At 68.7% G+C, this 14651-nt stretch carries 12 protein-coding genes and 4 pseudogenes; 7 read left to right on the top strand and 9 right to left on the bottom strand.

Annotated features, from left to right (window positions below; all coding sequences use genetic code 11):
- The first annotated feature begins 142 nt into the window (after positions 1–142).
- Entirely contained in the window at positions 143–307 is a 165-nt protein-coding gene (locus SKC42_RS16000; RefSeq protein WP_330965265.1) for a hypothetical protein, read from the top strand.
- A gap of 6 nt (positions 308–313) precedes the next feature.
- On the opposite strand, the gene SKC42_RS15995 is transcribed toward SKC42_RS16000, so the two are convergent.
- Together SKC42_RS15995 and SKC42_RS15990 are read right to left on the bottom strand one after the other, a co-directional pair.
- Positions 314–3010 carry an FHA domain-containing protein gene (locus tag SKC42_RS15995; protein WP_330965358.1) on the bottom strand — a complete coding sequence of 899 codons (2697 nt, stop codon included), beginning with the start codon at positions 3008–3010 and terminating at the stop codon, positions 314–316.
- Between the two features lie 165 nt (positions 3011–3175).
- Positions 3176–3391 (bottom strand): annotated as a pseudogene (locus SKC42_RS15990) (alpha/beta hydrolase); the annotation flags it as partial.
- A gap of 315 nt (positions 3392–3706) precedes the next feature.
- Here SKC42_RS15990 and SKC42_RS15985 point away from each other — a divergent pair.
- On the top strand, positions 3707–4549 hold the full coding sequence (locus SKC42_RS15985) for an SDR family NAD(P)-dependent oxidoreductase (protein ID WP_330965264.1): 843 nt from the start codon (positions 3707–3709) through the stop codon (positions 4547–4549).
- Positions 4550–4556: 7 nt separating this feature from the next.
- Here the strand turns inward: SKC42_RS15985 and SKC42_RS15980 are convergent, their stop codons facing one another.
- From SKC42_RS15980 to SKC42_RS15960, 5 genes and pseudogenes are all read right to left on the bottom strand, one after another.
- The gene (locus SKC42_RS15980; protein WP_330965263.1) at positions 4557–5060 is read right to left on the bottom strand and encodes an isoprenylcysteine carboxyl methyltransferase family protein; all 504 of its coding nucleotides are present in this window, start codon (positions 5058–5060) and stop codon (positions 4557–4559) included.
- A 7-nt stretch (positions 5061–5067) separates the two neighbouring features.
- A complete protein-coding gene (locus SKC42_RS15975) occupies positions 5068–6174 on the bottom strand; it encodes a type III polyketide synthase (protein WP_330965262.1) in 1107 nt (368 codons plus the stop codon).
- A gap of 96 nt (positions 6175–6270) precedes the next feature.
- Complete coding sequence (locus tag SKC42_RS15970; RefSeq protein ID WP_330965261.1) at positions 6271–6636, bottom strand: hypothetical protein; 366 nt, start codon at positions 6634–6636, stop codon at positions 6271–6273.
- A gap of 71 nt (positions 6637–6707) precedes the next feature.
- Entirely contained in the window at positions 6708–8942 is a 2235-nt protein-coding gene (locus SKC42_RS15965; RefSeq protein ID WP_330965260.1) for a molybdopterin-dependent oxidoreductase, read from the bottom strand.
- Between the two features lie 51 nt (positions 8943–8993).
- A pseudogene (locus SKC42_RS15960) lies at positions 8994–9366 on the bottom strand (TIGR03618 family F420-dependent PPOX class oxidoreductase).
- On the opposite strand from SKC42_RS15960, the gene SKC42_RS15955 reads away from it, so the two are divergent.
- Positions 9259–9492, top strand: a complete 234-nt coding sequence (locus tag SKC42_RS15955) for a hypothetical protein (protein ID WP_330965365.1) — start codon at positions 9259–9261, stop codon at positions 9490–9492. The pseudogene SKC42_RS15960 and the gene SKC42_RS15955 sit on opposite strands and share 108 nt — an antisense overlap.
- Positions 9493–9512: 20 nt before the next feature.
- On the opposite strand, the gene mbp1 is transcribed toward SKC42_RS15955, so the two are convergent.
- Positions 9513–9749: a microaggregate-binding protein 1 gene (mbp1, locus tag SKC42_RS15950; protein ID WP_330965259.1), complete on the bottom strand. Its 237-nt coding sequence runs from the start codon at positions 9747–9749 to the stop codon at positions 9513–9515.
- A 275-nt stretch (positions 9750–10024) separates the two neighbouring features.
- The gene (locus SKC42_RS15945; protein WP_330965357.1) at positions 10025–10843 is read right to left on the bottom strand and encodes a transglutaminase-like domain-containing protein; all 819 of its coding nucleotides are present in this window, start codon (positions 10841–10843) and stop codon (positions 10025–10027) included.
- Positions 10844–11004: 161 nt separating this feature from the next.
- Here SKC42_RS15945 and SKC42_RS15940 point away from each other — a divergent pair, with 161 nt between their 5' ends.
- From SKC42_RS15940 to SKC42_RS15925, 4 genes and pseudogenes are all read left to right on the top strand, one after another.
- Positions 11005–11454 carry a DoxX family membrane protein gene (locus tag SKC42_RS15940; protein WP_330965258.1) on the top strand — a complete coding sequence of 150 codons (450 nt, stop codon included), beginning with the start codon at positions 11005–11007 and terminating at the stop codon, positions 11452–11454.
- Positions 11455–11636: 182 nt separating this feature from the next.
- Positions 11637–13022, top strand: coding sequence for a WS/DGAT/MGAT family O-acyltransferase (locus SKC42_RS15935; protein WP_330965257.1), 1386 nt, complete (start codon positions 11637–11639; stop codon positions 13020–13022).
- A gap of 104 nt (positions 13023–13126) precedes the next feature.
- Positions 13127–13952 (top strand): annotated as a pseudogene (locus SKC42_RS15930) (alpha/beta fold hydrolase).
- A 144-nt stretch (positions 13953–14096) separates the two neighbouring features.
- Positions 14097–14414: pseudogene (locus SKC42_RS15925) on the top strand (flavoprotein); the annotation flags it as partial.
- Between the last annotated feature and the right edge of the window lie 237 nt (positions 14415–14651).

The raw sequence follows: 14651 nt of genomic DNA, 5'->3' as shown, positions 1-14651 counted from the left end.
CGCGCGAACTGTAAATACGCTGTCAAACTCCCGTTAAATCGCCTCGGGGCCGTCGCCAACCGCTTGGCGGACTGCGAAAATTTTGCCATCGACTGGCCGAGAGGCCGGACGTCGTGTTCAGCCACGAGCATCGGGAGACGTCATGGCAACCAACGAGACACGCCTACGCCAGCACCTGCGCGACTGCGCCGTCGAACTACGGCAGCTGGCATACACCATGCCCAACGGGGTGGGCGAACATGGTCTGCTCCAATTGTCGGACCGCATGCGCGCCGCCGCCGACGAGGCGATGCGCAAGGGAGCCTGACGGGGGTCAACCGCCCTTGAGGCGAATCTTCCAACGCACGAAGCCGAGATAGACGGCGCTGAGCACCAGCAGCATCCCGACGTCGAACCACCAGGCGCCGGCGGTATGGCGCCAGTGTGAGTCCTTCGGGTTCACCGGTCCCGGCACCAACATCGTGAGATCGGCGGTGGACGCCGATGCTGCGAAACCCCACCGCGCCGGGGTGGCCCACGACATCTGGTCGAGCCCGAGCCGGTTGGTGACAGGGATCATCCCGCCGGAGAACACCAGCTGCGACATGACCGCTACGACGAGCAGCGGCATGATCTGTTCGTTCGACCGGGCGATGGCCGACAGCACCAAACCCAGCATCGCCGAGGTGACGCACGTGAGCGCGACGTCGGCGAACAGCTCCAGCGCGGGGCTGCCCAATGCCACGGCGCCCTGGGTGGGCGCGCCCTTGCCAAGCACCGCGATCACGGTCACGATCGCCGACTGGACGACCGCGAAGATCGTGTAGACGCACACCTTGGCCAGCAGGTACGCCGATGTGGACAGGCCGACCGCCTGTTCGCGCAGGAAGATGGGCCGCTCCCCGATCAGGTCGCGGATGGTCAACGCCGTGCCCATGAAGACGGCACCGACATTGAGCAGCACGAGGATCTGCCCGGGCTCGTTCGGCGCCTGCCCCAGGGGGTTGGGGATGCCGAACCCGGCGTCGCCGGGCACCGACATCGACAGCGAGCCCATGATGAACGGAAGCACCGCTAGGAAGACGAAGTAGCCGCGGTCCGAGACGATCAGCCGCACCTGCCGGCGCGCGATCGTGGAGAACTGCCGCAGCAGGCTGGTGTGCGACGGGTCGCCCAGGTCGGCGGGCGCTTCCGCCGGCGGTGGTGGCGGGGGCGGGCCGGTGCGCGCCAGATACCGCGCCTTCGCCCCGTCGGGATCGTTGGCCACCGTGCTGAAGATGTCGGCCCAGTTGGTCGTGCCCATCGCCGGGCCGATCTGGCTCGGCGGCCCGCAGAACGCGGTCTTGCCGCCCGGCGCCAGCAGCAGCACCTGGTCGCAGACGTCCAGGTAGGTCAGCGAGTGGGTCACCACGAGCACCACGCGGCCGGCGTCGGCCAGCTGCCGGAGCATGGTCATGACCTGCCGGTCCAGCGCCGGGTCCAGCCCCGAGGTCGGCTCGTCGAGGATCAGCAGCGAGGGCCCGGTCAGCAGCTCGAGGGCCACCGACGCCCGCTTGCGCTGGCCGCCCGACAGCTTGTCCACCCGGGTGTTCAGGTGCTGGGTCATCTCGAGTTCCTCGAGCACCCGGGCCACCACCTGCTCGCGGTCCTCACGGGTGGTGTCGGGCGGCAGCCGCAGTTCGGCGGCGTACATCAGCGCCTGCTGTACCGTCAGCTGGCCGTGCACCACGTCGTCCTGCGGCACCATCCCGATCCTGCTGCGCAGCGACGCATATTCGGCGTGCACGTTGTGGCCCTCGAAGGACACCGTGCCTTTGGTCGGGTGCGTGTACCCGGCGACCAGCCGCGCGAACGTCGACTTCCCGGCGCCGGACGGGCCGATAACCGCGGTCAGCGTGCCCGGTTGCGCGCCGAGCGAGATGTCGTCGAGCAGGACCTTGTTGTTCTCGATGGTCCACGTCACCCCGCGCACGTCGAGGCCGCCGGTGCGGGTCGCCGTCGCGCTCTCGTCGCGCCGTGCCAGCGTGCCGCCGGCGAAGATTAGGTCGATGTTGCCGATGGTGACGACGTCGCCGTCGTGCAGCACGGCCGACTCGACGCGCTGGCCGTTGACGAAGGTGCCGTTGATGCTGCGGTTGTCGTGGATCTCCGTGCCGTGCGGCGTCGGCACCAGCGTGGCGTGGTGGCGTGACGCCAGCACTTCCGGGATCACGATGTCGTTGTCGTTGGCCCGGCCGATCTTGATCGCGCCCGGTGCGGACTCCGCCGCCTTGCCCGATCGCAGGATCTTCATCATCGACGTGGCGATGTTCGCCGAGTCACCGGCGACGCGGCCCGTCTCCGGCTCGCGCGCGCTCGGCGGCACGTGCGCCGGGGCGGCCCGGTAGATCTGCGGCGCGTGCTGCGGTCCGCTGGGCACGCCCGTCGGGTGCGTTCCGGTCGGGGGGCGTGGTTGTGGCCCGGAGGGTTGGGCGGGCGCATGGCCCGTCGGCGGCTGGCTCACCTGCGGCCCGCTCGGCGGATGACCGGCGTGCGGGGCGCCGGGGTGCGGCGCCTGGCGGAAGGACGCCGTCGACGGCTGCGGCGGTTGGCCCGGCCAGTGCGCGGGGGGCTGGGGCTGCCCGTGCGGCACCGGCGCGCTCGGCCCGTTGGCCGGATTGAGGATCGGGATCGACGTTGTCAAGGGCGGCCGCCCCGCCACGCCCTGGTGCCGGCCGACCTCGAACGTCACCGCGGGGCCGTCGGGGTTGCCGATGTTGACCCGCAGCCCGTCCTGGATCTCCACGACCGGCACGCGCCGGTTGTTCACGTACAGCCCGTTGAGGCTGCCGTTGTCGATCGCGATCCATCGCCCCTGGTCGAACCGCACGATGAGGTGCGTCCGGGAGATCAGCGGGTGCGCGACCCGAACGTCCGCGCGGAGATCACGCCCGATGACGACGTCGTTGCCTGCAGCGAAAGTCCTCTCGGATCCCTCGTACCGGACGGTCAGCACAGGGGGGGCTGGTCGGCTCACGAGGAGTAACTGTATCGGCCGTACCGGAATATGGGGGGCATGTCGCTCGGGCGCGTGGCATGGCCGGCCACGGGTAACCTGCGGCCCCCGACACCCCGCGAGCAGACGCAAAAGCCCGCGACACGCCGCGATCTAGTGTGCCTTTGCGTCTGCTCGCGCAGGCGGTGAGGTGTCGGCAAGCTACCCCGCCGCGGCGGCGAGTTGCCGGGGCGCCTGCGCGGCCGCGGCGGTCGCCCGTTTGAGGAAGTCTCCGATGTGCCGGATGGCGCGCCGACCCTCGGGCAAGACGTCCGCGGCCAAGGGAAAGTCGTGAATCTGCTTGTCCCAGAGGTGAAGCGCGCAGCGCACCCCGCTGGCTTCCAGCCGTTGCGCCGTGAGCTCGGCGTCGGGCAGCAAATACCCATGCATATCGGGCTGCAACGCCCACGCGCGTACCGCGTTCTTGACGATCAACCGGCTGGCCAGCGCCACCGCGACAGATTGCGGGCTATGACGATGGTGAATTCGCCGGTTCATTGCCTAACTTGGCAATAACCGCGTTGGGTCCGTTGTCATCATTGGCATCAGCTCCTAAGTGCGAGGCGAATACCCGTTCCGCCGTCGCAAAGACGGCCGATGAATACCGCGCGATCGCCGGCCACGTCACGTTTTGGGGTCCGAAAAATTGGGTACGCCGCGCCGGCGTCCGAACAGTGGCCCAAGATGTGAGGCATGGAAGGGCCGGGGACCTTTGCTCTGCTCGACGACCGGGTCGCGGTGGTGACCGGTGGTGGCGGCGGCATTGGCGCGGCGACCGCGCGGCTGTTCGCCCAGCACGGCGCCCGCGTGGTGATCGCGGACATCGACCGCGAGCTGGCGGAGCGAACGGCCGGCGACATCACGGCGGCCGGCGGGTCGGCCTCGGCACTGGCCACGGATGTCCGGGACGCCGAACAGGTGGCGGCGCTGGCGCGATCGGTGCTGGATCACAACGGGCGGGTCGACGTGCTGGTCAACAACGTGGGTCACTGGCTACGGCACCCGGGGCGCTTCGCCGATACCGACCCGGGGCTGTGGGACGAGCTCTACCGCATCAACCTGCACCACGTTTTCCTGGTGACTCGCGCGTTCCTGCCCGCCATGGTCGACCGGCGGGCCGGGGCGATAGTGAACGTCGCGTCGGTCGAAGGATTGCGCGGCTACCCGGAGGACCCGGTCTATGCCGCCTTCAAGGCGGCGGTCATCCACTTCACCCGCAGCCTGGCGGTCCAGGTGGGCCGCGACGGCGTGCGCGTCAACGCGATCGGCCCCGACGTGACCGAGTCCCTACAGGTGCCGTACTCGCGGTGGCTGTCGCCCGACGAGCAGGCGCAGTGGCCGCAGTGGGTTCCCGTCGGGCGGATGGGCGTCCCCGAAGATCAGGCCCGCGTCATCCTCTTCCTGGCCTCCGACCTCTCGGGATTCGTCACCGGCCACACCATCCCCACCGACGGCGGAACCGGCGCGGCGGGCGGCTGGTTCCGCTCGTCGCGCCGGCCCGACCGGGAATGGACGAATCGACCGATCGCGCCCTGACGGGGCGTCACGCGTAGCCCAGGGCGGCGTTCTCCGTGCGGATCCGGATCCAGAGCACCGACGCGTTGGCCAGGCTGAATGCCACCGCCGTGAGCCAGGCGGAGTGCACCAACGGCAGCGCCGCCACCTCCGCCGCGACCGCGGTGTAGTTGGGGTGACGGACAAAGCGGTACAGCCCGTCGCGCACCAACGGCGCGCCCGGGATCACGATGAGCCGCGGGTTCCAGTGCCTGCCGAGCACGCTCACGCACCGCCAGCGGACGGCGGTGCTCGCCGCTACGACGGCAAGCATCGGCCACCCTAACCAGGGCACGAACGGCCGGTGCAGGGCCCACACCTCCACGACGCATGAAACCAGCAGCAGCGCATGCATGCTCACCATCACCGGGTAGTGATCGCGACCGAATTCCTGGCCCCCGCGGGCCATCGACCACTTGGCGTTCCGTTGGGCGACCACCAGCTCGACGAGGCGTTCGGCCGCGATTGCGAGGATTAAAAGGTTGTAGTACATGGTCACCTCACCACTGCAGGAGCAGAAGTTCGAAGCTGAAGCCCGGCCCCATCGCCAGCATCACCCCGAGCGAGCCCTCGGGCGGCGGGTCGGCGACGGTTCGGCGCAGCACGTCCAGGACCGACGCCGACGAGACGTTGCCGTTGTCCCGCATCGAGTTCCGGCTGTGGGCCAGCGCCCCCGGCGACAGCTCCAGCGCGTTCTCGATTGCATCGAGCACCTTCGGACCGCCGGGATGGCACACCCACGCCCAGATGTCGCCGATCGACAAGCCGTGGTCGGCGAGGAAGCTGTCGACCTCGGCCCGCAGATAGTCGTCGGCCATCTTCGGGACGTCGCGGGACATCACGAGCTGGAAGCCGCTGGAGCCGACGTTCCAGCCCATCACGTCGACGGTCTCGGGGACCACCCTGCTGCGCGTGGCCAACACGCTCGGACCTTGAACGCCGTTGGCGTGCAATTCGGTTCGATCCGCGCCCGCCACGACGACGGCGGCGGCGCCGTCCCCGAACAGCGACACCCCGATGAGGGCGGGGATGGACGTGTCGGTGCGCTGCAGCGTCAGCGAGCACAGCTCCACACTCAACAGCACGGCTACATCCCCCGGGTAGCCGTGCAGGTAGTCGTGGACGCGCGCCATCCCCGCGGCGCCCGCGACGCATCCGAGCCCGAAGAGCGGGACCCGTTTGACGTTGGGCCGCAGGCCGACCCGCGACATGAGCCGCGCATCGATGGTGGGCACGGCTATCCCGGTGCTCGAGACCATGACGATGGTGTCCACCTCGTGAGGTTCGACGCCCGCGGCCGCGAGCGCCGAAAGTATCGCCTGCTCACCGAGGTCGACGGCGACCTCCAGGTAGGCGTCGTTCGCCTCGGTGAATCCCGACAGCCCGGGGTAGCGCGACAGCGGCAGCGCGAGGCTGCGGTGGTCGACTCCCGTGGTGCGGGCGAAGCGCATGAATGCCGGTTCGACGAAATCCGTCAGTTCTCGGGCCACTTGCTCCTGGTCGTACCGGTGCGGCGTGAAGGCGACCGCCGCCCCGGTGATGCGGGGCGCGCCGCGGCCGTGATGGGCCGCCCGCGCCGTCGATGTGGATTGCTGTGTTGCAGTCATGCCCCTGCCGACGAGGCGGGCCCCGGCAACGGTTCAGTCCGGGCGTCCCAAGGTGAGCGGACGCACAATGCCGATCGGGGGCGAAACAAGACGCGGTCAGCTGCCCGGAACCGACAGGGTGGCCTGCTGTTCGGTCAGCAGGCCCTGCTGCTCGGCCTGTTGCGCCTCCTGAGTGGCCAACTCCTGTTGCTGCTCAGCCTCTTGCTCGGCCTGCTGCATCTGCTGCATCTGCTGCAGCTGTAGCTGGGCCTCGTCGTCGTCGCCATCGGCGGGAAAACCGCTGCCGCCGAACGGTGTTTGCGAGAAGCCGGCCAGGTGCACCGGTGCCGCGGCGCTTCTCGCGTCGCAGTGGTGCGCGTGCGCCGCGAGCCCGAGGGTCGCGACGGTTGCCAACACCGCGAAAATGCCTTTGGCAAAGTGTCTTTGCGGATGTCTGTGATTCACGGGGATGATTGTCGCCATCGATCAGTTGTGCACTCCGCGGTTAGCAGGAGGCTCGACGGCGGTTATCGATCCGCTGTGAATCGCCGCCCTCAGGCGGTGGGCGCTGCCCGGAATCGGGCGCGGTCGTCGATGACTGTCACCGGAATGCCGTTGAGCGCCCCGTTACCGGAGGGCTCGTCGAGGAACGTCGGCGGCGAGAGCACGTTGGTGTTGACGCCGGGCGAGGCGTTGGCCACCGCCAGACGGGTGCCGGGTTTGCCGTGTCCCCAGCCATGCGGCATCGACACCACGCCCGGCCTGATCGCCTCGGTGATCTCGACGGGCACCCTGATCTCTCCCGCCGCCGATTTCACGGTGACGACGTCTCCGTCGTCGACACCGCAGCGGGCGGCGTCATCGGGATGGATCAGCAGCGTGCACCGGTCCCTCCCCTTCATCAGCGCGGGCACGTTGTGCAGCCACGTGTTGTTCGACCGCAGGTGCCTGCGGCTCACCAGGACCAGCGACTCGGGCGGCCGCTTCAGCCGCGCCGCCAGCCTCGGCAGGTCGTCGAGCAGGTATTGTGGCGCCAGCCGGATCTTCTTGTCCGGCGTGGCGAGCAGGTCGGGCAGTTGCGGCACCATGGGCCCGAAGTCGATCCCGTTCGGATTGGCCTTGAGCATGTCGAGCGTGAGGCCGCCGGGGTTTGCGCCGTACCGGTCCCCGAACGGTCCGGTACGCAGGGTGAGGTCGAGCGTGCGCTCCGGGCCGCCGTGCGTGTAGCCCTTGCGCAGCTCCGCCCCGTCGAGGCCCTGGGTGAAGGCGAGGTAGTCGAAGAACCCGTCATCGATCGCGGTCACGTCGACGTCCTCGGCCGGCGTCCCGGTGCACAGGCCGGTCAACCGGATGAGGATCTCCCACTCGTGGGGGCGGTCGCCCGGATCGAACACCGGCGGGGAGTAATTGGCGATGCTGCGGATCGCGAACAGCAGGATGAGGTCGTCGTGATGCGGCTGCTCGAGCGGCGACAGGCCCGGCAAGATGACGTCGGCGTGCCGGGTCGTCTCGTTGAGCCAAAGGTCAACGGAGATCATGGCTTCCAGCATCGGCAGCGCCTCGTCGAGCTTGTCGCCGCCGGGCGTGGACAGCACCGGGTTGCCCGCGACCGTGATCAGGGCCTTGAGCTGTCCGTCGCCGGGGGTGGCGATCTCCTCGGCCAGGCAGGACACGGGGGCCTGACCGAGGACCTCCTTGGCGCCGCGAACGCGGGTGTGCCAACGGCCGAATTCGGCGGCGCCGCCCTCCAGCCCCGGCAGGGGCTGCGTGGTGATCGACCACGCGGCGGGCCTGGGGAACATGGCGCCACCGGGGGTGTCGAAATGACCGGTGAGGATGTTGATCACGTCGACCAGCCAGCTGGCGAGGCTGCCGAACTCCTGGTTGCACAAGCCAATTCGCCCGTAGACCACGGACCTGGGTGTGCCGGCGAGCTCACGGGCAAGCCGCCGGATGCGGTCTTCTCCGATGCCGGTGGCGGCGCTGACACGTTCCGGCGGCCAGTCGGCCGCGATCCGGCGCATCGTGTCGACGCCGTCCACGTGCGGGCCGGGGTTGGCCAGGTCCTCGTCGAAGAGCGTGTGCGCGACCGCCAAGAGCAGCGCCGCGTCGGTACCCGGCACGATCGATAGCCACTCGTCGGCGCGGGCCGCCGTCTGCGTGCGCACCGGGTCGATCACGATCACCTTGCCGCGGTCGCTGATCTTGCGGATCAACCCCATCACGTCGGGCGCGGCCAGCAGCGAACCCTGCGAGGCGGCGGGGTTGGCTCCCATGATCACCAGCAGGTCCGTGCGTTCGACATCGGGCACCGGGAAGTTCCACCACAGGCCGTACATCAGGTGGGAGGACAGATTCTTGGGCCACTGGTCGACCGTTCCCGGCGAGTACGTGACCGGCATCCCGGACATGCCCAGCAGCACCCCCGCGTACCGCGCCAGTGAAAACGAATGCGCCAGCGGGTTTCCCGTGTAGGCGGTGACCGCGCCGATCCCGTACTTCTCGATGACCGGCGTCAGCAGTTCGGTGCAGCGGCGAAACGCGGCGTCCCAGCTGACCTCCCGCCATTGGCCGTCGACCTTGATCATGGGACGGCGGATGCGGTCCGGATCGTCGTGCAGCGCGGCCAGGGACACGCCTTTCGGGCACAGGTGCCCGTGACTCCAGGCGTCGTCGGGGTTGCCCCGAATTCCTGTCACGCGGCCGCCGTCGACCTGAATCTCCAAGCCGCACATGGCTTCACACAGTGGGCAGGTGCGCAGGTGCCTGCCGTCTTCGCCGGTCGTCACCCACCCACTGTATTCCGCTACTCCGGGTATCGGAAGGGTGAATGTCGCGCGTCAGGAGGCCCAGGGACCGACGCCGCCGACCTTGTCGATGCGGATGCGGGTCAGGTACCCGGGGGGCGCGTCATCCGGAGGGAAGGGGGTGCCGGGCGCCGCCAGGGTCTCCGCCAGCTCCGCCAAGAGCTCGGGTGCGCCGCCCTCGACGATGCGCGCGGTGCCCGTGACGGACAGGTACGGCCGCATCGCCTCGCCGACGGCGTCGAGCGCCACGATCTGTGACGGCCACCCTCGGATCGTTGCGCACGTTGCGCACCTTCTTGTGCTCGGCGAGGTGCGCGGTGACGAGCTCGTCCCCGTCGGGCGTCGATTGCAGCGCTACCCAGACCAGGCTCACCTGCGGGCTGCCGTCGGGGTTGAGCGTGACCAGGGTAGCGTCGGCACCCTTCCCGATGAAATCCCGGGCTGCGTCGTTCAGCTTCATGACGTCTTCGACAGTGCGGCGTGGCGTTTCATTCCCGGCCGCGACACGACGGTGGCCCGCTCACTGGCGTGACCGGGCCACCTGGCGGGAAACTAACCCTGTTCGGCCTTCTGGCGTGCCTCGTTCGCGTCGGCCGCTTTGCGAGCGGCCTCGGCCTCGGCCTCTTTCTGGCCAGCCTCGCGTTGCGCGTCGGCCTTGTCCTGCTGGGCCTGCGCCTCGCGCAGCAGGTCCTCGTTGCCGGTCACCGCCCCGGCGACCTCCTTGACCTTGCCCTTCGCGCCCTCGACGAGGCCTTCGACCGCTTCCTGGGGACCGCTCTTCTCGGACATCCCTCTCCTCCGCATCGGTGGGTGTCGGTAGGTGTTGTCCCCGACATTCCCCGCGGCACGCACCGGCGAAACGCCGTCGGCCCGTGGCCTGCGCCACAGTCGCGGGCGGCTAGCGTCGTGAGTCGTTAATGGTGCACCAGCATCTTCGGCCGTGCATCCCGCTGTGAACACGTCGAACGTGGGGGAAAAGTACACATTTTCCAACACTTTTCCTCCATAGGGCCCACGCTCGGAAACAGGAGCGAAGGCTGCACCCGAACCAACGACTCACGACACTAGCGCAGGCTCACCAGCTGGTCGACCGAGTCTCGCGGCAGCTCACCGTCCACGACCGCCGTGACCGTCATGTTCTTCAGCGTGATGGCGCCCTTATGGTTGTCGAGGAACGCGGTGTCGGCCGCGTCGCGTCCGGTGGCGATGCGAACCATGGATTGCCGCGGCGCGAGGCAGGTGGCGTCGACGACCCGCCACGAGTCGTCGACGAACGCCTCCGCCACCGCGTGGAAGTCCATGGGCTGGCATCCGGGCGCGTAGACCGCCACCAGCCGCGCGGGGACATTGAGCGCGCGGAGCAGGGCGATCACCAGGTGGGCGTAATCCCGGCAGACGCCGGAACCGGCCAGCAGTGTGTCCGTGGCGCCGTCGATCGGATCACTGGACCCCGGAACGTAATTCAGCCGGGTGCCCACCCACGACGGCACCTTTTCCAACAGCGTTCTGGACGCGCCGTACTCCTGGAATTCCGTCGCGGCGAAGCCGAAGAACTTGTCGGCTTCCGCGTACCGGCTCGGGCGCAGGTAGGTGATCAGATCGATGTCACTCACCGGTGCTGGTTCGGCCTCCCCCACTACGGTCGCCGCATACGACAGGGTCACGGTGCCCTCGTCGGCCTGCAGCGTGTGGATCCGCGTCCCGTGCTCGCCCAGAATCTCCCGCGCCTCGATGTCCTTGCCGTTCAAGCGGATTGCCAACGATTCCCGGAGATCGATGCCCGCCTGACGGGCCACGGTGACCTGGAAGTCCAGCGTCGTCGGTGCATCGATGTCGACCTCGATCTCAGCGCCGATCTCACGTGCGAACCGCCCAGTGCTGATACCCGCCCCCTTACGTCCGGTCGGGCGCCGCCGGCCCTGACATACCTTCTCATCCAACACGACAAATCCCAGCCACGCAGGGCGAGCCGATAGACGGCCCGTCTCGTCGTACTCAGCGTGGTCGAGCCCCAACCCGGGGGCCCCAACCAGGAGGACCGACATTGCATGCACCCGCGGCATCCGAGCGCACCGACCGCGCCCTCGCCTACCTGCTGCTACGGCTGACCGTGGGCGCCAGCCTTTTCGGGCACGGCCTGGTCCGGCTGCCGAAGCTCGGAGCCTTTCACACGCAATTGATGGGCGAGTTCAAGGTGTCGGTGCTGCCCGCCTTGCTGGTCTCGGGGTGCGGGTACGTGCTGCCGTTCGCCGAACTGCTCACCGGCCTGCTGTTGCTGGCCGGCGCCCTGACGCGCGCGGCCGCCGTCGCCGGCGCCCTGGTGATGATCGTGCTAGTGCTCGGCGCGACGTCGATCGAGCACTTCAATGTCATCGGCGAACAGCTCCTGCATGCGATCTCGCTCTGCGGTGTGATCGCGTTTCGCGGCCACAACGACTATTCGGTGGACCGGCTGCTCGCCGCGCGGCGCTCGTGGGGAGCTCGCGAAAGGTGAACGGCGGAGGCAATTTCGCTGAATGTGCCTGCGAGATGTTTGCCGCCGCCGTCCCAGCGGCTACAGATAGAAATTAGACGTTGGGATTGCGGTTGACCCTGCTCGTGTCCGCCTCCGCGGCTTGGGATCGACCGTCGGGCGAGTGACCAGCGGTCATGGCCGCACAAGCGAGACGAGCGGATATGCAACGACTCAGTGGATTAGACGCGTTCTTTTTGTACCTGGAATCGCCGACGCAGCCGTTGAATGTTTGCTGCGTCCTCGAGCTCGACCCCGGCGCAGCACCGGACGGCTACTCGTTCGACCGGTTCCGCGCGGCCCTAGCGGAACGGGTGGACGCGGTGCCCGAATTCCGCCTCAAGCTGGCCGACAGCCAGCTGAACCTCGACCATCCGGTCTGGGTGGACGACGAACGATTCGATCTCGCCCGCCATCTCCACCGGGTGGCCCTGCCTGCCCCGGGCGGCCCCCGCGAGTTAGCCGAGATCTGCGGCCACGTCGCCGGACTGGCGCTCGATCGCGATCGTCCGCTGTGGGAGATGTGGGTGGTCGAAGGCCTCCACGCCAATGCCGCGCTATCCGTCATCCTTAAGGCGCACCACGCGGTGATCGACGGCGTGGGCGGGGCCAACCTGCTGGCGCAATTGTCCAGCGCCGCGCCCGACGCGCCGCCACCGAAACCGGCCGCCCGCGCAGGCTCGGCGCATCCGCTCCAGATCGCCGCGTCCGGGCTGATCGGCGCGATGCTGCGGCCCTGGCGCCTGGCCAGGGTAGTGCCGGCGACCGCGCTGACACTCGCGGAGACGGTCCTTCGCGCGCGCGGCGGGCACACGATGGCCGCCCCGTTCGCGGCGCCGCCGACCGCGTTCAACGGCCCGTTCACCCGGCACCGCAACGTCGCGCTGGCCACGCTGGACCTCGATGAGGTCAAAGCCGTCAAGAAGAAGTTCGCGGTCACAGTCAACGACGTGGTGACCGCCCTTTGCGCGGCGGCCTTGCGGCAGTTCTTCTCCGACCGCGGCGAACTACCCGACAGACCCGTGGTCGCCAGCGTGCCGGTGTCGGTGCGGGGCAGGTCCGATCGGCCGGGCCGCAACCAGACCACCTGGATGCTGTGCCGGCTCGAGACCCACATCGAGGACACCGTCGAGCGGCTGCGCCGCATCGCCGACGGAAACGCCGCGGCAAAGGACCACGCCGGCGCGATGGGGCCGACCCTGCTGCAGGACTGGACCGAGGTCGCCGGGCAGACCATGTTCGGCGCCGCGATGAGGCTGCTGCCCCGAATTCCCCTGCCGGACAAGCCACCGCACAACCTGGTGTTGTCGAATGTCCCCGGCCCCCAAGAACAGCTGTACTTCCTGGGCTGCCGGATCGATGCCATGTACCCCCTCGGGCCGATCATCGCCGGCGCCGGGCTCAACATCACGGTCATGTCGCTCAATGGCCGGCTGGGTGTCGGCATCGTCTCGTGCCCGGACCTGGTGGGAGAGCTGTGGGATCTGGCCGACGCGTTCCCCAAGGCACTCAAGGAGCTGCTCAACTGCGACGCGCCCGAGAGGCGGTAGGCCGCCGAACATTCTGTTGCGCAACGCGTCTCGACGTCGGCTGGTAAGTGGCCGCGTCATCGTGCGGACCGGCACTCCCGCCCGCCGCACGGCATGGTGGCAGGGTGACATGCGTGGCACACACTCCCGCCGTCGAGTCAGACCTGCGTGAAATCGCGACTCCCAAGGGCGCTTTGCGCTACTACGACTGCGGATCGGCCCAGGGGGTGACCGGGTGGCGCAACTTTCGCGGGATACTCCCCGCATTCGCGGAGCGACACCGCTGCCTGATCCTGGAATTCCCCGGCTTCGGCGTCAGCGACGACTTCGGCGGTCATCCGATGGTCGACGCGTTCGGCGCCGTGACGCCGCTGCTCGACGCCCTGGGGGTTGCAAAGGCGCACATCGTCGGCAACTCGATGGGCGGCGGCGTCGGCATCAACTTCGGCATCTGCAATCCCGACCGCATCGCCCGCCTGGTCACCATCGGCGGCATCGGGACCAACATACTCAGCCCCAGCCCCAGTGAGGGCATCCGGCTACTGCAGGAATTCGTCGAGGACCCGACGCGGCAACGCCTGATCGACTGGCTCATCGATGGTGTACGAACAGGCGTTGGTCACCAACGAACTCGTCGAAGAGCGGTGGCGGTCGGCGAGCGATCCGGACACGCTGGCCGTCGCGCGCCGCATATACGGCAAGGCGGCGTTCGCCGCGATGAACGCGTCCGACCGGCCGCTGCCATGGGCGGTGATGCACAAGCTGGCGGCACCCACCCTGCTGACATGGGGCCGCGATGACAGGGTGAGCCCGCCCGACATGGCGCTGATCCCGATGCGCACCATCCCCAACGCGGAACTGCATGTGTTCCCCAACTCCGGGCACTGGGCGATGATCGAGGCCAAGGAGGCCTTCGAGAACGTCGTGCTTGCTTTCCTGTCGCGCGGCTAGGGGGGAGCTTTCGGCGAGGCTTCCGGTCGAGCCGGGCCAGTGGCGCTCGCGAATATCGAAATCGACGCCACCGCGGAAGGGTGCCAGACGCCGCCACGCCCACGTCGATTTCGGCGAATGGCGGCAATCCGCGCCAACATCCACTCAACCGTCGCCGCCTACAACGCGGGCGCCGCCCGCGGCGAGGATCCGCTGCGGCAAAGAAGCCGCAATGGCTCGAGCCCATCGGCCCTCCTGCCGGCGCCATCGACGGGAGAACACCGGCGGTTTCACCCTGGGCGGCCTGGCCACCGCGCTGGGCGGCCAAGGTGCTACACGTCAGCGGCGAACCCACGCCCCGGCTTCTTCGCCGCCGGCCGCTGCACCGCCGGGCTGGCCGCGTGGGGCTGCGCCAGCGGCATGTCCCTTGGGGACGGCAGCTTCTACGGCCGACCCGCCGGCGGGTCGGCGACGCGGTGTTAATCCTGGCGGACTTGGCCGCGCGTGTAACCGCAACGGTCCGTAAGGGTTTGCTCAAACTTCAATTCAGGGAGCCCGAACATTGCGACCGACGGTCCCCAGCAGGCCCGATGACTATTTACGTGCTGTTTACTCGAATCCCTGTCAAGTTGCTGGTTGCTCGACCCCGGGTTAGGTTAGTCGGGTTTGCGGCAAGGATCGGGCGTCGGCCGGGGCGGCGCCCCTCGTGAGTGCCCGCGA

This window comes from Mycobacterium sp. 050134 (genome assembly GCF_036409085.1).
GTDB lineage: Bacteria > Actinomycetota > Actinomycetes > Mycobacteriales > Mycobacteriaceae > Mycobacterium.
The sequence above is the reverse complement of the archived record's forward strand: the minus strand, read 5'-3'. Positions and strand labels throughout refer to the sequence as shown.